This is a genomic window from Microlunatus endophyticus (assembly GCF_014646195.1).
In the GTDB taxonomy this organism is placed as follows: domain Bacteria; phylum Actinomycetota; class Actinomycetes; order Propionibacteriales; family Propionibacteriaceae; genus Microlunatus; species Microlunatus endophyticus.
Genome location: NZ_BMMZ01000006.1, coordinates 69,198 through 92,136 on the forward strand (window position 1 = coordinate 69,198; position 22,939 = coordinate 92,136).

Sequence of the window (22,939 nt, forward strand, 5' to 3'; positions counted from 1 at the left end):
GCGAGAGGACGACATGACTGATACGCAAGGAATTCTGGGCACCGGGATCAGTGAGGGCCTGCTGCTCAAGCCGGTCAAGTACCAATGGGCGTACGAGCTCTACAACCAGGCGGTGGCCAACACCTGGTTCCCGCACGAGATCCAGCTCGGCGAGGATCTGGGCGATTTCAACCGGATGACCGATGAAGAACGCCACGCGCTCACCCATCTGATGAGCTACTTCAACCCGAACGAGCTCCTGGTCAACAAGTCGCTCGCGTTCGGTGTCTACCCCTATCTGAACGCCGCCGAGTGCCATCTCTACCTGGCCAAGCAGATGTGGGAGGAGGCCAACCACTGTATGGCCTTCGAATACGTCCTGGAGACCTTCCCCATCGACCGAGCGGCGGCCTACGAATCGCATGTGAACGTGGCCTCCATGGCGGCCAAGGAGGCCTTCGAGGTCAAGTACATCAAGCGGATGGCCGAGGAGTCGTTGGACATCTCCACGACCGAAGGCAAGCGGGACTTCGTCCGCAACCTGGTGGCCTACAACGTCATCCTGGAAGGGATCTGGTTCTACTCCGGCTTCATGGTGGCGCTGAGCTTCCGACAGCGGAACCTGCTGCGCAACTTCGGCTCCTTGATCGACTGGATCGTCCGGGACGAAAGCCTGCACCTGAAATTCGGGATCAACCTGATCCTGACCGTACTGGACGAGAACGAGGATCTGCAGACCCCCGAATTCGCCGACGAGATCCGGGAGATGATCTTGGGCGCGGTCGAGATGGAGACCACCTACAACCGTGATCTGTTGCCGCGCGGCATTCTCGGGATGAATGCCGACTACGTCAATCAGTACGTGAGATACATGGCCGATCGCCGGCTCGAGGAGCTCGGCTTCGAGCCTGCCTACGGGGTGGCCAACCCGGCCAAGTGGATGGCCGCCGCCAACGACACCCTGCAGTTGGTCAACTTCTTCGAGTCGACCAACACCTCTTACGAGGTCGACGCCCGCGCCCACTGATCCTTGGTTGCTCGGGGATCGTTCAAAGGGTCGTACGGACCTCGTGGGCGGCCGCGACCAGATTGGCCAGGCTCTCCCTGACCTCCGGGTAGTCGCGGGTCTTGAGCCCGCAGTCCGGATTGACCCAGATCCGGCCGCCGAAAGAGGCCGTCGCGGCGCGCAGGTGATCAATGATCTCCTCGGTCGGCGGCACCCGGGGCGAGTGGATGTCCCAGACTCCCGGGCCGACTTCGTTGGGATAGCCGGCCCGGGCAAGATCGGCGACGATCGCCATCTTGGACCGCGCTGCCTCGAGGCTGATCACGTCCGCGTCCATGGCGATGATCGCATCCAGGACGTCGCCGAATTCGGCGTAGCACATATGGGTGTGGACCTGGGTCCGGTCATCGACCCCTGCAGTTGTCAGCAGGAAGGCACGGACGGCCCAGTCCAGGTACTCTGCCCGGCCCGAACGTCGCAACGGAAGAGTTTCTCGGAGCGCGGGCTCGTCGACCTGAATCACCGCGATGCCCGCAGCCTCAAGATCAGCCACCTCGTCGCGCAGAGCAAGCGCAACCTGGGCGGCGGTGTCGGACTGAGGCTGGTCATCGCGGACGAACGACCAGGCCAGCATGGTCACCGGACCGGTCAGCATTCCCTTCACCGGTCTGTCGGTCAGGCTCTGGGCGTACGTCGCCCACCCGACCGTCATCGGCGCCGGTCTCCAGACGTCGCCGACGATGATCGGCGGGCGCACGTAGCGGGTCCCGTAGGACTGCACCCAACCCTGCTGGGTGGAAAGGAAACCGTCGAGCTGTTCGGCGAAGTACTGCACCATGTCGTTGCGCTCGGGCTCGCCGTGCACCAGCACGTCGAGTCCCAGCCGCTCCTGTTCGGCGACCACCTCGGCGATCTCGCTCCGCATCGCCTCGTCGTACTGTTCGGTGCTGATCTCCCGGCGACGCAACGCGGCCCGGGCGCGCCGGAGTGCGCTGGTCTGCGGGAAAGAGCCGATGGTGGTGGTCGGAAGCTCCGGCAGCCGCAGCCTTTCGCGTTGCGCCGGACGACGTTGGGAATAGCCCGAGGACCGGCGGCAGTCATCGTCGACGATCGCCGCGACCCGGTTGCGGACGGCAGGCACTCCGACGATGGGTGACGCCGCCCGGGCTGTGCGGTGGGCGGCGTTGCGGGACAGCTCAGCGGCGATCGCGGGACGGCCGCCGACCAGGCCGCGGCGCAGGGTCGTCACCTCGGTGATCTTCTGTCGGGCGAAGGCGAACCAGCCGTCGAAAGCCGGATCGAGGTCGCGCTCCAATGCGACGTCGAGGGGCACGTGCAGTAACGAGCAGGACGTGCCGACGTCGACCTGATCGGCCAGCCCGGCCAACTCCTCGAGGATCGACAGGGTGGCATCAAGATCACCGGCCCAGATGTTGCGTCCGTCCACGACACCGGCGATCAGCCGCTTGCCCGGCAGCCCACCGAGCCGCACAAGATCATCACGGTTGGCCGCCGCCGGTCCGGTGACGTCGACCGCCAGGCCCTCCACCGGCAGCCCGGCCAGCACCGGCAGTGCCTCGCCCAGCCGGTCGAAGTAGGACGCGATGATGATCTTCGGCCGATCCTCGACCGCCGCCAGCGTCCGATAGGCGTTCCCGACAAGCTCCAGAATCTTCTGCGGTTGGTCGAGAACCAATGACGGCTCGTCGAATTGGACCCAGTCCGCTCCGGCCTCGGCGAGCAGGGTCAGCAGTCGGCCGTACAGCGGAATGATCTTGTCCAACAGGTCGATCGGTCGGAAACCCTCTGGCGCATCGGCGGTCGGCTTGGCCAGCAGCAGGTAGCTGATCGGTCCGACGATGACAGGGCGGGTTCGCCAGCCGGCCGCCAGTGCCTCGGCGAACTCCGTCAGCGGTTTGGTCGGGTCAAGATCGAATACGGTGTCCGGTGCCAGCTCCGGCACCAGGTAGTGGTAGTTCGTGTCGAACCATTTGGTCATCTCCAACGGCTCGGCCGACGCAGTTCCGCGGGCCATCGCGAAGTAGCGGTCCAGCCGGCTGCCGGCGGTCGACACGTCCGGTACCGCGGCTCGGTGGCGTTCGGGTATGGCACCGAGCAGCCAGCTGGTGTCCAGGACATGGTCGTAGAGCGAGAAATCGTTGCTGGGCAGTTCATCGAGCCCGGCAGCCGCCAACTCGGCCCATCGCGACAGCCGCAGCTGCCGGCACGTGTCGAGCAGCCCGGCGGCACCCATCCGGCAGGCCCAGTAGCCCTCGGTCGCTTTCTTCAATTCCCGGTTCGCGCCCTGCCGCGGATAGCCGGCGACGGTGGACCCGGTGCGGCCGGTGCTCGGCCGGGCAGCATTCAGTACGGTCATGGTCTCTCCTTCGCGAGTCCCATTCGTGGTCCGGCCCGCACTCGCGGACCGCACAGCGGGCAGGTATTCGGACTCGCGGACCCGGCCGGCACGAATGCCGGCCCACCTAGTGGCCGTCGCTTCCCAGGTCTTGGACCCAGTGCTGATCTGCCCGGCGACCGATGACGGACGCTGGGACAGGACGGCGGTCGTTTCCGCTTACCGCTGCGGGGCAGTCCCGGATTCTCACCGGGTTCCCTGTTGCCTCACCGCGACCGCCCTCAAGCGACCGGGTGAACCTGCTGCACCATCGACCTTACTAATTCACCAGCGACCGGCGGTCCACTTTCCGCGCTGTGGCCACCTCTGCGGCGCGTTCTTCCACCACGCTGTTCGATCATGCGGGTCGGCTGCTCAGGCGACCTCGAAGGACGTCCTGGCCAGTCCCATCCAGTAGCCGTCGATCACCGGAGTGATCCTGGCGTCGGAGTGGCTTGCGGCGCCGAGGGTGATGAACAGCGGGATGAAATGATCAACTGACGGGTGTGCGTACGGCATCCCGGGCGCCGTCGAGCGGTAGTCGCACAGTGTCTCGACGTCACCGCGTCCCAGCGCCTCGGTCGCCCAGTGGTCGAATTCCTGCGACCAGCTCGGCAGCTCTTCGCCGAGGATGATCTTCTGGGTCAGGAAGGGCAGTCCGTGGGTCATGAATCCGGATCCGATGATCAACACGCCATGATCACGAAGCGTCTGCAGCCGACGTCCCAGCTCCAGCAGAGTAGCCGGATCCTCGGTCGGCAGGCTCAACTGCAGGACCGGCACGTCGGCATTGGGATACATCGCCATCAGCGGCACCCATGCCCCATGATCAAGACCGCGGTCCAGGTGTTCGTGGGGTTGCTGGCCGGCAGGGAGCACGGAGCGTACGAGGCTGGCCAGGGCGGTCGCGTCAGGCGTGTCATAGCGCAGCGTGTAGTAGCGCGGGGCGAATCCTCCGAAGTCGTAGACCGGGGTGGTCGAGGCCGCCGGACTGGACAGCGCCAGGGGCGCGGATTCCCAATGTGCACTGCCAATCAGAATCGCGAACGGTTGCGGCAGCCGCTGCGCCCACTCGAAGAGCCGGTGCAGCCAGTCGGCATCGTCGAGCAGGGGCGGTGCGCCGTGGCTGATGAACAGTGCCGGCATCCGGCCGTCCGTCGGTGTCCAGGGTTGGCGCGCCGCAGCACGCTTCCGTGCCGGTCCGGCGAAGGCGTCGTACGCTCCTGCCGGAATCTCCGGTTGGAAGATCGAACCCAATCCCATCACCTCACGGACGGCCGCTCCCCTGAGACGGAGCAGATATTGCCTGACTCGTCAGACATTCTACCCGTGCATCGACCGGCGCGAGATCGTATCCCGAAGGCCGGCGACCCGGGCCCGGCTGACGGGATCGGGACGACAGAACTGGCAAGATGGTGCTCCGTGACCGACGAAGAGCCGGCCGGCTGCGACATCAACCACCCGCTGATCACCCTGACCGGGCTGCTGATCGAGGCCGAGTCGGCGCTGCTGGCCCGGATCAACAGCACCCTCCGATCGGCGGGCATCGCAACGGACGCCTTCGAAGTGCTGCTCCGGCTCTCCCGGTCCCCCGGCGGCCGGTTGCGGATGTCGGCACTGAGCCGGCAGCTGACGATCACCACGGGCGGGGCAACCCGGATGATGGAGCGGCTCGAGCGGGACGGATTGGTCCGGCGAGTGCCTGGCACCGCCGACCGCAGGGTGGTCTTCGCCGAGGTCACCGAGACCGGTCGGCTCGAGCTGCAGCGGGTGATCGAGGTCCACGTACGCGACCTGATCGACGTCTTCACCGTACGGCTCGAGCCGGACGAGGTCGCCGCACTGGAACGCGGATTGCGGGCCTTGCGCGACAGCCTCACCCCTGCTGATCCAGCTGAAGACGACCCGCCGGAGTGACCCGTCAGCCGGGCAGAGCAGGGCGGCGCCGGTGGCCGAGAAGGAGCCGCCACGGCATCAGCGCCGATTCGATCTGGACGCCCAGCGTCATTTTGGAACTGCCCTCGTTGCGCTCCTCGAACCGGATCGGCGTCTCGACGATGCGGATACCGGCGCGGACGGTCCGATAGTTCATCTCGACCTGGAACGCGTAGCCGTTGCTGCGGATCGAGGACACCTCGATCGCCCGCAGAGTTTCGGCGCGCCAGGCCTTGAAGCCGGCGGTCGCATCCTTCACATGCAGCCGCAGGATCGTGTTGACATAGGCATTGGCCCAGGCCGAGAGCAGCCTGCGGTGCCAGGCCCACTCGCCTGCCGCCGACCCCCCGGCGATGTAGCGGGAGCCGATCACGACCCCCGCGTCGGTGGTCTGCAGCAATCGCAGCATCTCGGGTATCACGGCTGCCGGGTGGGACAGATCGGCATCTATCTGGACCACCACATCGGCGCCCTCGGCCAGGGCGCGGGAGATACCGGCGACATAAGCGCGGCCGAGTCCGTCCTTCTCGGTCCGGTGCAACACCGCGACCTGGTCGGGGGACCGGGCTGCCAGCTCGTCGGCCACCAGACCGGTCCCGTCAGGCGAGTTGTCGTCGACGACCAGCAGCTGCAGATTCGCGATACCGACTCCGGCCAGCAGGTCTGCCAGGATCGGCAGATTCTCGCGCTCGTTGTATGTCGGGGTGACCACCACGACACGCGGGGCGGGCGGCACGTTCACTCAGTTCTCCTCAATCCGGACCGGCGCAGTCGAAGGTTCATCGTTACAGGTGCCGGCCCGGTTGGAAAAACCCGGCACGCGGCTGCGGCATTCTTCTACCGCTATCCACAGATATCGGCCTACGGGCTGGCATCGGTCCCCTTCCGCCGGCTGCCTGGGTGAGAGTTGTCTGTCATGACAGCCCAGCAGGGAATCGTCGGCCGAGCAATGGTACGGCTCCGTCCGGTTCCGATCTCGGCACCGGCAGCCGAGCGGTGGCCGGGCGTCCGGATCCGCCGCCCGATCCCGACCGACCAGCCGCCGTTGCCGTGGTCGGCCGAGGACGATCGGACCTCCGATCAGCTCACCGGCCGACTGACCCGGGCGGGCACCGTCCGGATCGTCCGATTCGGCGACAGCTGGGCCGGACCGCTGGCCGCCGGACTGCCCGATCCCGGGCCGTGGTCGGTCAGCCTCGCCGTCGGTCTGGCCGAGGCGTTACGCGGCGCCAGGCCGAGGGCGCAACTCAACCGCTGGCTCACCGACCCGGCACTGGCGCAACTGTCGGCCCACCCGACCCCGCGCACCCGCAGCCGTACGCCGCCGGTGCTGCAATCGGTGCACCTGCAGCGCTGCGCGCCGGGGATCGTCGAGGCGGTGGCGCTGTTCATCGAGTCCGGATCCGGTGTGTCGGCGCTGGCCTTCCGATTGGAGGCGCGCACCGACCGGTGGTCCTGTACGGCGGTGGAGACCCGTCCGACGATCCGATGAATCCGTCCGGTGGCCGGGGCCCTCAGCCCTGGAGCATCAGCCAGGTGTGACCAGGGGCCAGCACGATCGACTTGCCGCTGGAGGTCTTGAGGGTCATCGGGCCTGTCGTCGAGCTGCGCTGCCAGGTCCCGGTGATCTTGCGGCCGTGGGAGTAGACGACCACGGTGCCCTTGCCGACCGTGTCAGCGACGTAGGACAGATGAGACGTCGTCTTGGTGTCCTTGTAGTAGTTCACCTTCAGGTCGACGATGTTGTCGATGGTGACCGGGGTGCCGTTCTGGTCGGTCTGGGCCTGCCCGTTCCAGGTGCCGCGGTAGTGGTTGCCGGCATAACTGAATCCGAACGTGTCGACTCCGATCGGAATCTTCACCGAAGGCGCGCCGGCGGCCGAATTCCACTGCGAGCTCTTGCCGAACGCGAATCCGATCGACTGCTCTGTGCCGATTCCGGACTGCTTCCGGATCTGGTCGAGATCGACGAAGACGTTGTGCGGGGCCGGCCGGGAGTAGTCACGATCGCTGCGCTCGAGGGTGCGGATCGGTGAGTTCTGGAGCTGCTTCTGCACCTTGCGGTTGGCGCCGGAGTAGACCAGTCCGGGGTGCTTGCTGAACATCGGCAGCAGGTCGACGTCGGTGTTCCGTGCGCTGCGCACCGGACCGACGCGCTTGGGCCATTGGGTGTGATAGATGGCCAACAAGCGGGTGAGATTGCCCTCCACCCGCTCGGCGACGACCATGTCGGCCTGATAGAGCCCGGATTGGGGTCGGGCGGCCTGGACGTTGTCGATCTTTACGCCGATCACCGGCCCGTCGACCTTCTTGCCGCCACTGAGCGGATCGTAGGCAGCCGGCTTCGACTTCGGCGAGGGCGCCGGTGTGGCCGAGGTCGCCGATGGCGACGGCGTCGTCGGCTTCGGTGCGGGCGACTGCCCGGCGTTGTCGTGTCCCTTGCAGCCGGCCGCGGTCAGGCAGAGCACGATGCCCATCCCGATGGCGGCGACCCGCAGGCGCCGCGTCTTGAGTTCGCGTGCTGTCACGCGGGTGACCCTAACCGCCGGACCGACCTGTCGTGCAATCAGACACGCCCTCGGGGCCGGTCGGTCCGAGGGCGACGGCCGGTGGCGGGAATTTTCGCAGTCATGAAAACGATTATCACTGCCGAGTAGTTCGTCAACAGCGCTCCGGTCCGCGGACCGGGAAGGGAGTCACGATGGCTCGCACCACACAACGCCCGGTGGTCAGACTGCGGTCGACGGCCAAGACCGGCACGACGTACCTGACCCGGAAGAACCGGCGCAACGACCCCGACCGGCTGGTGCTGCGCAAGTACGACCCGAAGGCCGGGCGGCACGTCGAATTCCGCGAGGACCGCTAGTCCTCGCCGGCCCTCGCTCGGCGCCGCCCGGGCGGTGGCGGGTCAGCCGATCTTGACCGGCTCGCCGCCGCCGGCCGCCGACTCAACGGCGGCGTAGGTGAGCGCCAGCGTGGAGAGATTGTCCTGTCCCGAGTTGTCCGGCTGCCTGCCCTCGGCGACCGCCGTCACGAACTCGGTCAGGGTGCCGGCCCGATCGGTCCGCTCGACCTTCGGCAGCACCAGCTTCGTCCGCTGGTTGCCGCGCCGGATCCAGACCTCGTCGGCCTTCCAGCCGTCCCGCCCGTCGCCGCGGCTGGTCCAGGCGATCTCGCCGTTCTCGAAGTCCATCCGCCACTGCCCAGACCACGGCGTCGGGTCGCCGTGGCTGACCCAGCTGCCGCGGTAACTCAGTGTCACATCGTCGAAGTCGATCAAGGCCGTCCCCTCGGACGGACCGGTGAACAGCGACCACTCGGGATCCCAGGTCTGGCAGCTGATCCTGGTCGGGTTGCGTCCCAGAATCACGCGCATCAGGTCGAAATGGTGGATCGACATGTCCACCAGCAGCGGCTCGGCCAGGAAGTGATGCGGCCCGCGGACGCCGTTGGCCCCGGAGAATCGGCGGAAATCCAGTTCGACGGCGTGCAGAGCGCCCAGCTTGCCCTCGGCGACCAGCTTGCGGACGACCTGGGGCGCCGGGAAGAACCGGTAGTTCTGGCTGACCGCCAGCACGACCCCCTTGGATGCGGCCAGGTCGACCAGTTCCGCGCCCTCGGCGACAGTGGGCGCGAACGGTTTCTCGACCATCACGTGCTTGCCGGCGTCGAGTGCTGCCCGGACGGCCGGTACGTGGCCGACCAGGCTTGCGGTGACCAGCACGGCGTCGGGGTCGGTGGCGGCGATCGCCTCTTCGGCCGTCTCGTAGGTCGCCTTCGGATCAGCGATCCCGGCGGCGATGGCCGCCTGCCGGGAGTCCGGCGAGATGTCGGCACGTCCGACCACCTCGACCTGTGGGACCTGGGGAATCATCTCCTGGGCCCAGTTGCGGCCGAAGCCCCCGAGACCGACCTGCACAATGCGTACCACTGACGTGCCCTCCATCGAAGATCATCGTTGAACGTTGATCATCCTCGCATGGCGGCCGGACCCGGCGCAGCGGGCCCGGCCTTCCGGTCGGCTCAGGCCAGGTTGGCGCCGGCCCCGTGGCACATCTTGAACTTCTTGCCCGAACCGCACGGGCACGGCTGGTTGCGTCCCACATTCGCGTACGGGTCGTTGGACCTGGTGGCGGCGCCGGATTTGCTCTGACCGTTGGACGACTTGTACGCCAACTGCTGCTGTTGCCTGGACCGTCCGTTGGCCGAGGCCAGCCCCTTGCCGGAGATCTGCGGGCGGGACGACGTCTCCGGGTCAGGCTCCTCGTGGGTGCTGACCTCGACGCCGGGACCGTCGGGATCCGGGCCGGACTCGATCACCGGGGCGCGGCGCTGGGCGAGCGGCCGCATGTTGCCGCTGCCGCCGTCGCCTCCCGATCCGTTGCGACCCGATCCACTACCACCTGATCCGCTGCGCGCGCCGGCACCGACCTCGACCGGTTGCCCGTCCGCGCCGGCGACCACGCCGACCGCCGGACCGCGCTGCACCTCGACCTCCAAGTGGTAGAGGTAGCCGACGACCTCCTCCTTGAACGCCTCCATCATCTGGGCGTACATCTCGCCACCCTCGCGCTGGTATTCGACCAGCGGATCCTTCTGGGCCATCGCACGCAGGCCGATGCCTTCGCGCAGGTAGTCCATCTCGTAGAGGTGCTCGCGCCACTTGCGATCCAGGACGGTCAGCATCACCTGGCGCTCGAGCTCGCGCATCACGTCCGACCCGAGCTCCTGCTCCCGGGCGTCGTAGGCCCGGCGGGCATCCTCCTGGAAGTCGGCGATCAGCTCGTCCCGGTCAAGATCATCTTCGTCCTCGTAATCGGCACGCTTGAGGGAGACCGGGTACAGCGTCTTCATCTGGGTCCAGAGCTGCTCGAGGTCCCAGTCCTCGGCGAATCCGGTGGTGCCGGCGATCACGTACTGCTGGACGACCCCGTCGACCGTCTCCCGCAGCTGCTCCGACACGTCGGCGCCTTCGAGCACCCGGCGGCGATCACCGTAGATCCGGTGCCGCTGCCGGTTCATCACGTCGTCGTACTTGAGGATGTTCTTGCGGATGTCGAAGTTCTGCGCCTCGACCTGCTCCTGGGCGCTGGCGATCGAGGAGCTGACCCGCTTGTTCTCGATCGGATGATCATCAGGCAGCCGGAGCGCGTTCAACACCCACTCGACGATGTCGGACTTGAAGAGCCGCATCAGGTCGTCCTCGAGGGACAGGTAGAACTTGCTCTCCCCCGGGTCGCCCTGACGCCCGGAACGACCACGCAGCTGGTTGTCGATCCGCCGGGATTCGTGCCGCTCCGAGCCGATCACGTACAGGCCGCCGAGCTCGGTGACCTCGTCGTGCTCCGAAGCGGTCTGTGCCTCGAATTTCTCCAGCATCTTGGGATACTCGGCCTCGTACGTCTCCGGATCGGTGACGGGATCGATGCCCTTGTCCTGCAAAGCCTTGTCAGCAAGGAATTCCGGGTTGCCGCCGAGCATGATGTCGGTACCACGGCCGGCCATGTTGGTGGCCACCGTGACCGCGCCCTTGCGGCCGGCCATCGCAACGATCGCCGCCTCACGCTCGTGCTGCTTGGCATTCAGCACCTGGTGCGGGACACCGGCCCTCTTCAACATAGCGGAGAGGATCTCGCTCTTCTCCACCGACGCGGTGCCGATCAGCACCGGCTGGCCGGCCTCGTGGCGCTCGACGACGTCGTCGATGATCGCGTTGAACTTGACCTCTTCGGTGCGGTAGATCACGTCCCGCTGATCGACCCGGATCATCGGCTCGTTGGTGGGGATCGGGATCACGCCGACGCCATAGATCTTCTGGAATTCCGGAGCCTCGGTCATCGCCGTGCCGGTCATGCCGGCGAGCTTGGAGTACATCCGGAAGAAGTTCTGCAGGGTGATCGTGGCGAGTGTCTGGTACTCGTCCTTGATCTCCACGCGCTCCTTGGCCTCGATCGCCTGGTGCAGGCCCTCGTTGTAGCGACGGCCCGCGAGCGTACGGCCGGTGTGCTCGTCGACGATCACGACCTCCTGCTCGGGCGTGACCACATAATCCTTGTCCCGCTTGAACAGTTCCTTGGCCTTGATGGCGTTGTTCAGGTACTGGATCAGCGGCGTGTTGGCCGACTCGTAGAGGTTGTCGATACCCAACCGGTCCTCGACCTTGTCGATGCCGGCCTCGAGCACCGCGACGGTGCGCTTCTTCTCGTCGACCTCGTAGTCGACGTCGCGCTTCATCTTGTTGACGATCTGGGCGAAGGTCGGATACCAGCGCTGGTTGTCCTCGGCCGGACCGGAAATGATCAGCGGGGTCCGGGCCTCGTCGATCAGGATCGAGTCGACCTCGTCGACGATGGCGTAGTAATACTCGCGCTGCACGCAGTCCTCGAGGGTGAGGGCCATGTTGTCGCGCAGGTAGTCGAAGCCGAATTCGTTGTTGGTGCCGTACGTGACGTCGGCCGCGTAGGCGTCCCGGCGCTCGTCGGGGGTCATCTCGGACAGGATCACGCCGGTGCGCAGCCCGAGGAAGTGATACACCCGGCCCATCTGCTCCGACTGGTACTTGGCCAGGTAGTCGTTGACGGTGACCACGTGCACGCCGCGGCCGGTGATGGCGTTGAGGTAGGCCGGCAGCAATGCGACCTGGGTCTTGCCCTCACCGGTCTTCATCTCGGCGATGTTGTTCCAGTGCAGTGCCGCGCCGCCCATGATCTGGACGTCGTAGTGGCGCTTGCCGAGCACCCGCTTGGTCGCCTCGCGGACGGTCGCGAACGCCTCGAACATCAGCTCGTCGAGGGTCTCGCCGTTCTCGTACCGCTTCTTGAAGTCGTCGGTCTGGGCCCGGAGCTCCTCATCGCTCATCGCGACGAAGTCCTCTTCGATGTCATTGACCCGGTTGGCGACCGACTTGAGCTTCTTCAGCGTCTTGCCCTCGCCGATGCGGAGCATCCTGTCCATCAAAGCCACGAGTTTGCTCTTCTTCCCTCAGTACGGCGTGCACAGCTCCAGGACCCATGAAAGTCCGCCATTCATGCTAGGCCATGGGGTGTAACCGACCCCCATTCGCAGCCCGGCCCGCCGGCCGTGCCAGCATCCCGGGCATGGCGAATGCGGAGCTACCACCGGAGAACGGATCAGCACCCGGGCCAGTGCCCCGTCCGCTGACAACGGCCGATCTGGACTGGGCGCTGGACCTGGTCGAATCGCGTCGACGGGACCTGGCCGAGCACGCCCCGCACTTCTGGCGGCCGGCACCGGATGCCCGGGAGTTGCACGGCCGCTTCCTGGGCAACCAGATCGGCAGGGCCGGCACGGTGGCGCTGCGGACCGATCACGGCTTCGTCTTCGCCGGCCCGCGCGGTGACGGGTATCTCATCGACGACTTCCTGGTCGACTCCGACGATCGGTGGCCGACCGACGGGGCGGCGCTGGTCCGGGCCGCGGCAGGCGGGAAGTCCGTACGGATCGTCTGCCCGGTCCACGAACTCGGCCGCTACCGGCTGGCCAAGTCGCTCGGGCTGACCGTCGCGGAGTCCTGGTGGACCCATGACCTGGATGCCGCCGCCGCCCCGGGCTCGGCTCCCGAGCAGATCTCGGTCGACGGGACGACCGGCCGGCTGCTGCCCGCGCCCCCGGTGTACGCCCCGGGCGGCCCGGTTCTGATCCTCAGCGCCGTTACCTCGCTGGCGTCGCTGGCCGAAGCGGAACGGCAGGCAGCTGCCGCCGGATCGCCGGTCGCGGTCGTACCGCAGCGGGCCGACGACCTGAGCCGGGCCCAGCTGCTCACCTCGGCTGGCTATCGGCGGACGACCGACTACTACGACGGGAATGTCTAGCGCGAGTACATCTGCCGCCCGGTGCGCGCTCACCGCCGGTGAGCGCTGAAATCAAGCCACTGGGCGGCTAGATTGCACGCTCCTACCAGGGAACGGCGACGCCGAACTCGGCCGCGACGCCCTGCAACAGCTGGCGGTGTTCGTCGCCGATCGGGATCCCGTCGGCACGGTAGGCGGCTTCCTTCGTCGCCTCGATGCCACCCGGCAGATAGCTGCCGCTGGATCCCGGGACCGGCGTCAGGGCCCGGACCGTACGCGCATATTCGTCCATCTCGGCCTTGAAGGCTGCGGGGTCCGTGAAGAGGTCGATGCGCATCGCGATGACCATGGAGCCCTGGTTGGCGCCGGGCCACTGGCGGACGGCCCGCGCCGGATCGATCGGTACGCCCGCGAGCAGGCCGCCCCAGCTCTGGCAGACCATGCCCATCCCGATGCTGCGGTGGACCAGACCGGGCGCGACGTCGGCCAACAGCTCCCGGGTCGACTCGGTGTAGAGGTCGTGCATCGCTCCGAAGTCCAGGACCAGCGGCGGTTCCTCGGCCGTCGGCGCACTGAACGACATCGGCGAGCCGCCCGCAGCCGCGTAGACCGGGTCGCTGGAATCCAGGTGCAACTGGTGGCCGGAGGTGACGAAGCACAGCAGGTCGTGGGACAGCGTGAGCCGGGAGTAGAGGCCGGCGGCGCCGAAGTGTCCGTGGTTGCGGGTGACCAGGACGGCCACGCCGGACTCCTCCGCCTTGTCGATGATCTGCAGCGTGCCGTCGTACGCCGGGAAGTAGCCCAGGCCCCCGTCGCCGTCGACGAGCAGGCTGGTCGGCGTCTGCTTGACCGTCTCGACCTCGGGCCGCGGGTTGAGCTGCCCGTCCCGGAACAACCGGGCGTACGTCGCCAGCTGACGGGTCCCATGGCTCACCACACCGCGCAGGTCGTTGGCAGTCAGCAGGCCGGCGAGCAGGTCTGCCCTTGATTCGGCCAGGCCCGCGGCACGGCCGAGCCGAGCGCAGAAGTCCTGAAGATCTGCGGCGGCGACCCGGATGTAGGTCTCCGGCGGGATGTTCATCGGTGGGCCCCAGTCAGGGTCATGATCAGCACAGCCGGATTCTTGCAGACCGTCGCGCGCGTCAGCCGACCTGCCGGCCTTCGAGGAAGAGCACGCCGCTCGGGTTGCCTTCGGGCAGAGTCGCGGCCTCGGCGATCCAGGCTGCGGCCACCGCAGGCGACGCGTCCTCCTCGTCGCTGCCGAGCTCGGGATGGGTGTCGGCCCGGCCCGGGTCGACCGCGTTGACCAGCACTCTGGTGTCGCGGAACGCCGCCGCGAGCATCACCGTCAGCTGGTTCAGCGTGTACTTCGCGAACGAGTACGCCGGCGCACCGACGTCGTCCGGTCGATCCGCGAGGCAGGTGATCTGCTGGTAGGCGCCACTCGAGATGTTGACGACGCGAGCTGCGGGTGCGCTCTCCAGAAGCGGACGCAGGGCCACGGTCAGCGCCCAGGGACCGATCACGTCGACCTCGAACGCGGCCCGGATGTCGGCGACCGGCGCGTCGAGTGCGGTCGGGGTGTTCATGTCGGGGAACACGCTGGCGTTGTTGACGAGCGCGTCGAGGCGGCCGTGGTAGGTCCGGATCCGTTCGGCGAGCGCAGCGAATTCCTCGGTCGCTGTGAGGTCGAGCCGGCAGCCTTCGGCACTGTTTCCGTCGGCACGCAGCAGGTTCGCCTGCTTCTGGGCCTGGGTGTCCGTACGCGCGGTGACGATCACATGGAATCCGCGTTCGGCCAGCGCACGAGCGGTGGCGACACCCAGACCGTTGGCCCGGCCGGCTCCGGTGACGAGCGCGATCTTCTGGTTCATCCACTTCCTCTCGGCGTGCTTTCGACCCGGACGGTAGGCCGTTCCGGATCAGGTAGCCGCAGCATGTCAGGCATTTGCCGAACGTGGCAGGGTCCGGTCCAGGACGGTGATCAACAACAGCACGACGCTGACGGCCAGCATCACCCAGCCGATCACGCCGACACCGGAGTTCGTCACGTGCTGCTTGAAGACGATGCCGATCACCGCCGACGACGCGATCGAGCCCAGGTAGCCGAAGGACCGCAGCAGCCCGGACGCGGTCCCGAGCTGCGCCTGGGACACCGCGGTGTAGAGCGCGGTCTGGTTGCTGCTGATGCCGGCACCCTGGGCGATGCCGATCACGATCGTGATGATCAAGGTGAGCACCAGCCACGCACCGGTGTGCAGGAAGAGCACGGCGACCCCGGCGACGATGCAGGCGACTGCGGACAGCAGCAGCGGACGGCTGATCAGATTCCGGCGGGAGATCGGGATCACGACGATCCCGGAGACCAGGGTCATCGGCAGCAGCAACAGCCCGGCGTCGAGTTCGGACATTCCGCGGGCGGCTTCCAGCCACTGGGTGATCCCGTACAGGACGATGTAGCCACACAACATCACCACCGCGAACCGGACGTACGTACGGGTCAGGGCGAGATTGCTGGCCAGCAGCCGTACGTCGAAGAACGGATTCCTGGCACGACGCTCCCAGAGCACCAGCGCCACCCACAGGACGACGGTCGCCACCAGGTAGACGAGGTTGAGCTGCGGCAGGGACGACAGGAAGAACAGCAGCAGAGTCATGGCCGCCGCGAAGCCGAGGATGCCCGTCAGGTCGAGTGCGGATGCCACCTCTGCTGCGCCCCTTCGCTTGGTGGACGGTTGATCCCGGGGAATCCACAGCAGGGTGGCGATCAGCGCGATGATCGCAACGGGGACGTTGATGAAGAACACCGACCGCCAGCCCAGCAGTTGCACCAGCACGCCCCCGATCGGCAGCCCGAGCGAGGCGGTCGCGATGCCGGCGATCTGCAGCCCGCCGAGGACGCCTCCCGGCGGCTTCTCCATGCCTACGGCCTCGGCCCGGCCGCGGATCAACAGCATCGCGGTCGGATAGGCGCACGAGGTGCCCAGGCCGATCAGCACCCGGCTGATCAGCAGCATGATCAGATTCGGGGCGAAGCCGCCGACCAGTCCGCCGGCCAGGACCAGCAGGATGCCGGTCAGGAAGACCCGGCGCGGGCCGAACACCTCGGCGGCCTTGCCGGCAGTCGGCTGGGCGATCGCGGTCGCCACGTAGAGCGCCGAGACCAGGACGGCTGTCTGCCCGACAGAGACCTGGACGCCGGCGGCGATGGCGACCAGTGCGGTCGCGATCAAGGAGCTGTTGATCGGGTTGAGCGCCGATCCCATGAACAGCGGCGTCGTGAAGCGCCAGGAGAAGGGCTCGTCGGTGATCTTGGTCGAGGACGGATGTGCCGACATCAGAGCAGACCCGCCAGACGCTCGATCAGCGGTGCTGCGGCGCGAATCTGCTCGATCTCGCCAGCACTGAAGTGCTCCCCGAGCGTGATGGCGATCCGGTCGGTGAGTGCCCCGCGCCCCGCACGGACGACATCGATGCCCTTGTCGGTGATGGTCAGGATCGACCGCCGGCCGTCGTCGGGGTCCGGCGACCGCCCCAAGAGGCCCTTGGCCTCCAGTCCGGTCACTGTCACGCCCATGGCCTGCGGGCTGATCTGCTCCCAGCGGGCCAACCCGGCGGTGGTGTCCGGGCCGTTGCGGTCCAACCGCGACAGCGCCGCCCGCTCCGGCAGGCTCAACTCCGACGACTTGCTTTCCCGCGCCCGCCGCTGGAACAGGCTCACCGCTGCATGGACGGCGGCCGCGGCCTCGCGCAGCTCGTTCTGACTCATATTGCAAATTTACATTTGCAAATCTGGCTTTGCAACCTTTGGTTGTCGATCTGGGTCACGGGTTGAAGGCGATGAACAGGTACGACGCGAAGACCGCCAGGTGCACGACGCCCTGCAGCACCGTTGCCTTGCCCTGGGTCAGGGTCAGGATCCCGACCGCGACGGTGATCGCGAAGAGGTCGATGTCGGCGGACGAGAGTCCCAGCTCGAGCGGTGTGGGCAGCCAGATGGAGGCGACAGCGATCACCGGGATGGTCAGGCCGATGCTGGCCATCGCCGACCCGAGGGCCAGATTCATGCTGGTCTGCAGCCGGTTGCGCAGGGCCGCCCGGACGGCGGCCGTGGTCTCGGGCGCGAGCACGATCAGCGCGATCGCAACACCGACCACGCCGTGTGGCGCCCCGGCGGCGGTCAGGCCGCCCTCGAGGGCCGGCGACTCGGATTTCGCCAGCCCGACAACAGCGACCAGGCACACCAACAGCAGGCCGAGGCTGAGCAGCGTTGTCCGGTTGGAGGGCGGCGGATCATGATCATGTTCGCCGCGGCTCTCCTGCGGCGAGTCCGCCTCCTGCAGCACCTCGACCGGAAGGAAGTAGTCGCGGTGCCGGACCGTCTGGACGAAGACGAACACGCCGTAGAGCACCAGCGACACCGCACCGGCGAAGGCCAACTGCGGGCCGGTGTAGGTCGGCCCGGGCGCCGAGGTCGTGACAGCGGGCAGGACCAGGGACAGACTGACCAGAGCGGCGAGCACCGCGAAGGCGCCGGTCGTGCCCTGCGCCGAGAAGCGGACCGTCCAGTGCTTGATCGGACCGACCAGCAGGCACAGACCGATGATCAGATTGCACGTGATCATGACCGCGGAGAACACCGTCTCGCGCGGCAGGCTCGCTGCCTTCTCCCCGCCGGAGATCATCAGGGTCACGATCAGCCCCACCTCGATCACCGTCACCGCGATGGCGAGGATCAGCGCACCGAACGGCTCACCGACCCGATGGGCGATCACCTCGGCGTGATGTACGGCGGTCACGATGCCGCCGACCAGGGCCGCGGCGCCCAACACGATCAGCACCGCGTTCAGGTCCCGGCCCCAGGTGATGATCAGCATGATCACCCCGACGAACGGCAGGGCTATCGCCCAGACCGGTGTCCCGAGCAGTTGCAGGTCGCGGGTCCTGGCCATCGATCGTCCTCAGCCCAGACCGTCGCGGCCGGGCAGCGGCAGCACGTCCAGGAAGTTCCTGATCTCGTTGTCCCACAGTCCCCACTCGTGCTCCCCCGGCACGAAGGAGGTCTGCACGTCGAGCCCGGCTTCCTTGATCAACCGGACGAACTCGCGGTTGTCGTCGATCAAGGCGTCCTCGGTGCCACACCCCACATAGAGCTGCGGAATCTGATCATGGTCGACGCCGTCGAGCAGTTTGAACACGTCGGACGAGTCCGGCACCGGCTGGTCGCCGAAGATCCGCTCGTAGAGCCGCGGATCGTCCGGCCGGTGCCGCCGGGTCCGCATGCCGGCGATGTTCACGGCGCCGGAGAACGTTGCCGCTGCGGCGAACCTCTCCGGGAAGGTCAGTGCCCAGCGCATCGCGCCGTAGCCGCCCATCGACAATCCGGCGACGAAGGTGTCCTCCGGCCGGTCGGAGACTCGGAAGAACTCCGAGACCAGTGCCGGCAGCTCCTCGGACAGGAACGTCCAGTACGCGCCGCCGTACGCCTGGTCGTTGTAGAAGCTGCGATGCACCTGCGGCATGATCACCGCCAGTCCGAGCGGAGCCGCGTACCGCTCCACCGACGTCCGTCGCAGCCAGATGGTGTCGTCGTCGCTGAGGCCGTGCAACAGATAGAGGACCGGCGGCGGTTCACTGCCGGCATGGCCGGCCATGCCGATCTGGGTGCGGGTCTGTTGCGGCAGGAGCACCGTCATCGTGGTGCTCAGGCCGAGGGCGTCGGAATAGAAGTCGCAGCGCAGGTGAGCCATGATCGTCAGCCTGCCAGACGAATCAAAGCATGAGCACCGGCGCCACGACTTTGACCAGTGAGCGGGCAAGATCGCCGCGATCGTTGACCACGACGCCGGACAGGCCGAGCCAATCCGCCATCAATGCCAACTCCGCGGCCAACTCCGGGCTCACCTGCTCAGGATCCGCGTGCGGCTCACACCAGGCCGCGTTCACCCGCAGCACGCCGGCCGCCCGGTCGGCCTTGAGGTCGACTCGGGCGACGAACCGATCGCCCAGGATGAACGGGTAGACGTAATAGCCGTGCACCCGCTTCGGCTCGGGCACGTAGATCTCGATCCGGTAGAAGAATTCGAAGAGCCGCTCCAGCCGGTCCCGCTCGAACATCACCGAATCGAACGGACTGACCAGTGCCCTCGCCTCGACGCTCCGCGGCAGCTTCGCCTCGTGCCACAGGTACGCGTGGCTGCTCCAACCCTCGACGCTGACTGGGATCAGCTCGCCCGCATCGACGAGGTCCTTGATCGCAGGAACGGTCTGCTGCTGGCTGGTCCGGAAGTAGTCCCGGAGGTCGAATTCCGAGGCAACGCCTAGAGCCGCCGCGGCCCGACGGACGAGCTGGCGCATCGCCTCATCCAGCGGTGGGGTTGGTGTGTCGAGGATCTGCTGCGGCAGCACCCGCTCGATCAGGTCGTACTGCCGCTCGAACTGACTGTTGCGCCGTGCCGGGGTGATCACGCCGCGGTTGAAGAGCCGTTCGCAGGCGACCTTCACGTCGGACCAGTTCCATCCCCAGTGCTCCTTCTTGCGCGGCACGTGATCGGGATCGATGTGCTCGATCTCCCGTGGTCCCAGCGGGCCGGACTCGGTGATCTGGTGCAGCACCCAGGCGTCCAGGTCCTGGTTGGTCCGGTCCGATGCCCACGGATGGTCGCCGCGGTCCGCGTACTGCTGCATCCGGAAGCGCAGCGCCGGTTGCAGGTTGATGTCGATCACGCTGGCCGCGTGGCCCCAGTACTCGAAGAGCCGGCGCGGATTCTTCGCCAGGGCCCGGTCCAGCAAGCCGGGGTCGTACGGCCCGAGACGGCTGTAGACGGGCAGGTAGTGCGCACGGGCGACGATGTTGATGGTGTCGATCTGGAACTGGGCGAGCCGGTTGATCATGGCCTGGATGTCGCGCATGCCCGGTGCCCGGTCCGGTCGCTGGCCGCCCCGGCCGCCCGCGTTGTGTCCGGCGAACCCCTGGGCCGCCAGCGCCACCCGGCGGGCCTGGGCCGCAGATAGTGATTGCTTCCGCACGGAACCGGAGCCTAGACGGCGGCTCCGACAGTCGTCGGCCCGTCGGACGTCGTGGCGAACGTCTTGACGAAGGTGCCGACGGTGGAGTGGAGCTGAAAACCGAGGTCGACGTTGATGTCGATCATCCAACGGTTGGTCTCGGCGTTGTCGGTGACCACGAACTCCTTTCCGGGCGCGAGCTGCTCCGCGCGCCGGTAGGCGGCCACCTTCATCGCCATCCCCAACCGGTGACCGCGGTGGTCGGGGTGCACGATCGTTCCCCATTGACTGATCTCCGGGTCACCTTCGGCGCCGATGACACAGCAGCAGTAGCCGGCCACCTGGTCGTCGGGTGCCAGCGCGAGCGCCGTGACCCGGGTCCGCCCGCTGGCCGAAATCTCGTCCTCCTGATGGACCAGCGATTCCGGCGTGCGACGCGAGGCCTCGAACTCAAGGTCACCATGCGGCGCGTCGATCATCAGCCGATTGGCGACCTCGCAGTAACCGGCCGCGTATGCCTGAGGGATCGGTCCGACGAAGACGCCGACCCGATAGCCGGACCGCTTCGGCAGCGTCGAGGCGTCGAGCCGGTCCAACAACTCCGGGTCCAGCGGCAACGACAGTCGCCGCTCGATCTCGGTGTGACTCAGCTGGTAGCCGCGCGCCTCGGCAAACCGACGACTACGGTCCGCGCCGGTCCCGACCAGATGGATCGGTGCGAGCAGCTCGGTCCGGCCGCGCTCGACGCCGAACGCCTCCATGGCGTCGGCCAGAGCGCGGCCGACGCCGCGACCGCCGAAGCGGGGCGGCACCGACACCTGCAGGTAGGCGAACCGCAGGTTGTCCTCCAACGAACCGGTGATCATCGCCTGGCCGACCAACTCACCGCCCTGCTCGGCGACCAGTCCGTTGAAGAATCGCGATCCGTCACGCCGGCGGAAGACCGCGATGGTCTCGGCCAGCGAATGCACCGTGGCGTCCGCGCTCCGCCCCCGCTCGGTCTCCACGTGGAGATCGTGGAATCGACCGATGTCCTCGTCGTCGCCGGCCCGCAGCGGCCTGATCGTCACGCTCACGAGCACCGATGATGGCAGCCCGACGGCCGACGAGCGAGCGAACGCGCACCGGTTCGGCCATGATGGGCCCATGCTGAGCATCGGCGAGTTCGCCTCGTTGGGGCGGGTGACCGTCCGGCTGCTGCGCTACTACGACGAGATCGGCCTGCTCCGGCCGGCCCGGGTCGATCCGGACTCCAACTACCGCTCGTACGCCCCCGGCCAGGTTCCGGTGCTCAACCGGATCCTGCAGCTGCGCGATTTCGGCATCCGGTTGGACGACATCAGCCGGATCGTGCACGGCGAGCTCGCGACCGAGGCCGAACAGGAGCTGCTGCGGACCGCCCGCGGCCGGCTGGCCGATCAGGTCGAGGACAACATGCTGCGGCTCGCCCGGCTGGACGCGTACCAGAAGGCGTCCGAGGGCGAGCCGATGCCGGACACGATCGCCGTCGAGGTCGGACCGGTACCGGCACGGCGGATCGCTTATCTGGAAGGCTTCGCCGGCGGTTGGGGCAACCGGCACATCGGACCGGTGGTCGGTCCGTTGTTCGACCAGCTCGACCGCGGGCTCGGCGCCGCAGGCATCACCGACGCGGGCCCCGCGATCGCCATCTACGAGGCACAGGATGCCGGGGACGCGACAGCAGTGCTGGTCACCGCGGCGCTCGTGGTCGATGACGCGATCGGCCCCAGTGCAGGCTATCGGGTGCGAACGCTGCCCGACATCGGCTGTGCAGCCATCGCCATCCACCGCGGCGACCTGTCGACCATCGACCAGTCCTGGCACGCGCTGACGGACTGGGTGCCCGCGAATGGCTACGAGATGACCGGCATCTGCCGCGAGGTCTACCTGACCCCGGGCGATCGGCCGCAGATCGAATGGGTGACTCAGCTCGTCCAACCGTCGGTCGGGCGTGATCAGCCCGGAGTCACCGGCTCAATGGACGACGGCCTCGACGTTGTCCAGCCGGATCACGCCGTAGTCGTAACCCTTGCGGCGGTAGACCACGCTCGGCGCCTGGACCTCCTTGTCGATGAACAGGAAGAAGTCGTGGCCGACCAGTTCCATCTGGTCCAGCGCCTCGCACAGCGTCATCGGTGCGGCCTGGTGGGTCTTCTGCCGTACCACCAGCGGACCGTCGCCCTGGACCTCCATGCCGGCGATGTTGCGGGTCTCAACGCCGTCGTGGTTCGCACCGTTGATCGCGGCGAGGTCGGCCGGGACCGCCGACGACGCCTCCTGCAACGAGCGCGGCTTGTGGCCGCCGTGGTGCACCCGGCGCCGGTCCGCCGCCTTGCGCAACTGGGCCATCAGCTTCTCCAGGGCAAGGTCGAAAGCGGCCGACTTGGATTCGGCCGCCGCTTCGGCGCGGACCACAGGGCCCTTGGTGTGCAGGGTGATCTCCACCCGGCTTCCATGATCAAGTTGTCGTCTGTTGTGTTCCACTGACACTTCGACATCGACGCGGATCACCCGGCCGTTGAGCTTCTCCAGCCTGTTGATCTTGTCATCCACGTAACTGCGGAACTGCTCGGGCAGTGCACAATGTCGGCTCTTGACGACAACGTCCATGTCAAACCTCCAACTGCAAACGGTCCCCGGGGTGCCGGGGAACATGATCTTCTGGGAGGCAGGCGTTACCCACTGTCCAAGAACGCAAAAGGCCGCACGCTCCGTACGGAGCTGCGGCCCGTTCTTCTTGCGCACCCGGTGGTGTGTGCGACCTGATGGCTTCCTTCGCCATAA

The 22,939-nt window shown here is 67.2% G+C and carries 20 protein-coding genes, 1 pseudogene and 1 riboswitch; of the genes and pseudogenes, 6 read left to right on the top strand and 15 right to left on the bottom strand.

Going from position 1 to position 22,939, the window contains the following annotated elements:
• Window positions 1–13 precede the first annotated feature (13 nt).
• The gene (locus tag IEY07_RS13130; RefSeq protein WP_188895842.1) at window positions 14–1,006 is read left to right on the top strand and encodes a ribonucleotide-diphosphate reductase subunit beta; all 993 of its coding nucleotides are present in this window, start codon (window positions 14–16) and stop codon (window positions 1,004–1,006) included.
• Window positions 1,007–1,028: 22 nt separating this feature from the next.
• On the opposite strand, the gene metE is transcribed toward IEY07_RS13130, so the two are convergent.
• Window positions 1,029–3,362: a 5-methyltetrahydropteroyltriglutamate--homocysteine S-methyltransferase gene (metE, locus tag IEY07_RS13135; protein WP_188895843.1), complete on the bottom strand. Its 2,334-nt coding sequence runs from the start codon at window positions 3,360–3,362 to the stop codon at window positions 1,029–1,031.
• Between the two features lie 41 nt (window positions 3,363–3,403).
• A riboswitch (cobalamin riboswitch) is annotated at window positions 3,404–3,659 on the bottom strand.
• A 96-nt stretch (window positions 3,660–3,755) separates the two neighbouring features.
• On the bottom strand, window positions 3,756–4,637 hold the full coding sequence (locus tag IEY07_RS13140) for a dioxygenase family protein (RefSeq protein WP_229670062.1): 882 nt from the start codon (window positions 4,635–4,637) through the stop codon (window positions 3,756–3,758).
• Window positions 4,638–4,802: 165 nt separating this feature from the next.
• Between IEY07_RS13140 and IEY07_RS13145 the strand changes: the two genes are divergently transcribed.
• Window positions 4,803–5,297, top strand: a complete 495-nt coding sequence (locus IEY07_RS13145) for a MarR family winged helix-turn-helix transcriptional regulator (protein WP_188895845.1) — start codon at window positions 4,803–4,805, stop codon at window positions 5,295–5,297.
• Window positions 5,298–5,301: 4 nt separating this feature from the next.
• On the opposite strand, the gene IEY07_RS13150 is transcribed toward IEY07_RS13145, so the two are convergent.
• Window positions 5,302–6,057, bottom strand: coding sequence for a polyprenol monophosphomannose synthase (locus IEY07_RS13150; RefSeq protein ID WP_188895846.1), 756 nt, complete (start codon window positions 6,055–6,057; stop codon window positions 5,302–5,304).
• 174 nt (window positions 6,058–6,231) lie between these two features.
• Here IEY07_RS13150 and IEY07_RS13155 point away from each other — a divergent pair, with 174 nt between their 5' ends.
• A complete protein-coding gene (locus tag IEY07_RS13155; RefSeq protein WP_188895847.1) occupies window positions 6,232–6,807 on the top strand; it encodes an Rv3235 family protein in 576 nt (191 codons plus the stop codon).
• Between the two features lie 22 nt (window positions 6,808–6,829).
• Here IEY07_RS13155 and IEY07_RS13160 read toward each other — a convergent pair whose 3' ends face one another.
• Window positions 6,830–7,843, bottom strand: coding sequence for a DUF3048 domain-containing protein (locus IEY07_RS13160; RefSeq protein ID WP_188895848.1), 1,014 nt, complete (start codon window positions 7,841–7,843; stop codon window positions 6,830–6,832).
• A 173-nt stretch (window positions 7,844–8,016) separates the two neighbouring features.
• On the opposite strand from IEY07_RS13160, the gene rpmG reads away from it, so the two are divergent.
• Window positions 8,017–8,181, top strand: coding sequence for a 50S ribosomal protein L33 (gene rpmG, locus IEY07_RS13165; protein WP_188895849.1), 165 nt, complete (start codon window positions 8,017–8,019; stop codon window positions 8,179–8,181).
• A gap of 42 nt (window positions 8,182–8,223) precedes the next feature.
• On the opposite strand, the gene IEY07_RS13170 is transcribed toward rpmG, so the two are convergent.
• Both IEY07_RS13170 and secA read right to left on the bottom strand, forming a co-directional pair.
• On the bottom strand, window positions 8,224–9,261 hold the full coding sequence (locus IEY07_RS13170) for a Gfo/Idh/MocA family protein (RefSeq protein WP_188895850.1): 1,038 nt from the start codon (window positions 9,259–9,261) through the stop codon (window positions 8,224–8,226).
• Window positions 9,262–9,338: 77 nt separating this feature from the next.
• Window positions 9,339–12,278 (bottom strand): preprotein translocase subunit SecA, encoded by a 2,940-nt coding sequence (secA, locus tag IEY07_RS13175; RefSeq protein ID WP_188895851.1) that lies wholly within the window; start codon window positions 12,276–12,278, stop codon window positions 9,339–9,341.
• 134 nt (window positions 12,279–12,412) lie between these two features.
• On the opposite strand from secA, the gene IEY07_RS13180 reads away from it, so the two are divergent.
• Complete coding sequence (locus IEY07_RS13180; RefSeq protein ID WP_188895852.1) at window positions 12,413–13,147, top strand: hypothetical protein; 735 nt, start codon at window positions 12,413–12,415, stop codon at window positions 13,145–13,147.
• 82 nt (window positions 13,148–13,229) lie between these two features.
• Here IEY07_RS13180 and IEY07_RS13185 read toward each other — a convergent pair whose 3' ends face one another.
• From IEY07_RS13185 to IEY07_RS24150, 8 genes are all read right to left on the bottom strand, one after another.
• Window positions 13,230–14,207 (bottom strand): Ldh family oxidoreductase, encoded by a 978-nt coding sequence (locus IEY07_RS13185; RefSeq protein ID WP_188895853.1) that lies wholly within the window; start codon window positions 14,205–14,207, stop codon window positions 13,230–13,232.
• A gap of 61 nt (window positions 14,208–14,268) precedes the next feature.
• Window positions 14,269–15,000: an SDR family NAD(P)-dependent oxidoreductase gene (locus IEY07_RS13190; protein ID WP_188895854.1), complete on the bottom strand. Its 732-nt coding sequence runs from the start codon at window positions 14,998–15,000 to the stop codon at window positions 14,269–14,271.
• Between the two features lie 66 nt (window positions 15,001–15,066).
• A complete protein-coding gene (locus IEY07_RS13195) occupies window positions 15,067–16,464 on the bottom strand; it encodes an MFS transporter (protein ID WP_188895855.1) in 1,398 nt (465 codons plus the stop codon).
• On the bottom strand, window positions 16,464–16,895 hold the full coding sequence (locus IEY07_RS13200; RefSeq protein WP_188895856.1) for a MarR family winged helix-turn-helix transcriptional regulator: 432 nt from the start codon (window positions 16,893–16,895) through the stop codon (window positions 16,464–16,466). Before IEY07_RS13200 ends, IEY07_RS13195 begins: the two co-directional genes overlap by 1 nt.
• A 55-nt stretch (window positions 16,896–16,950) precedes the next feature.
• On the bottom strand, window positions 16,951–18,078 hold the full coding sequence (locus tag IEY07_RS13205) for a calcium:cation antiporter (RefSeq protein WP_188895857.1): 1,128 nt from the start codon (window positions 18,076–18,078) through the stop codon (window positions 16,951–16,953).
• A 9-nt stretch (window positions 18,079–18,087) separates the two neighbouring features.
• On the bottom strand, window positions 18,088–18,876 hold the full coding sequence (locus IEY07_RS13210) for an alpha/beta hydrolase (protein WP_188895858.1): 789 nt from the start codon (window positions 18,874–18,876) through the stop codon (window positions 18,088–18,090).
• A 22-nt stretch (window positions 18,877–18,898) separates the two neighbouring features.
• A complete protein-coding gene (locus tag IEY07_RS13215; RefSeq protein ID WP_229670063.1) occupies window positions 18,899–20,155 on the bottom strand; it encodes a winged helix-turn-helix domain-containing protein in 1,257 nt (418 codons plus the stop codon).
• Window positions 20,156–20,166: 11 nt separating this feature from the next.
• Window positions 20,167–21,210, bottom strand: a complete 1,044-nt coding sequence (locus IEY07_RS24150) for a GNAT family N-acetyltransferase (RefSeq protein WP_229670064.1) — start codon at window positions 21,208–21,210, stop codon at window positions 20,167–20,169.
• Window positions 21,211–21,280: 70 nt separating this feature from the next.
• Here IEY07_RS24150 and IEY07_RS24155 point away from each other — a divergent pair.
• Window positions 21,281–22,075: pseudogene (locus tag IEY07_RS24155) on the top strand (MerR family transcriptional regulator); the annotation flags it as partial.
• A 54-nt stretch (window positions 22,076–22,129) separates the two neighbouring features.
• Here IEY07_RS24155 and hpf read toward each other — a convergent pair.
• Complete coding sequence (gene hpf / locus IEY07_RS24160; RefSeq protein WP_308422944.1) at window positions 22,130–22,810, bottom strand: ribosome hibernation-promoting factor, HPF/YfiA family; 681 nt, start codon at window positions 22,808–22,810, stop codon at window positions 22,130–22,132.
• Window positions 22,811–22,939: the final 129 nt, after the last annotated feature.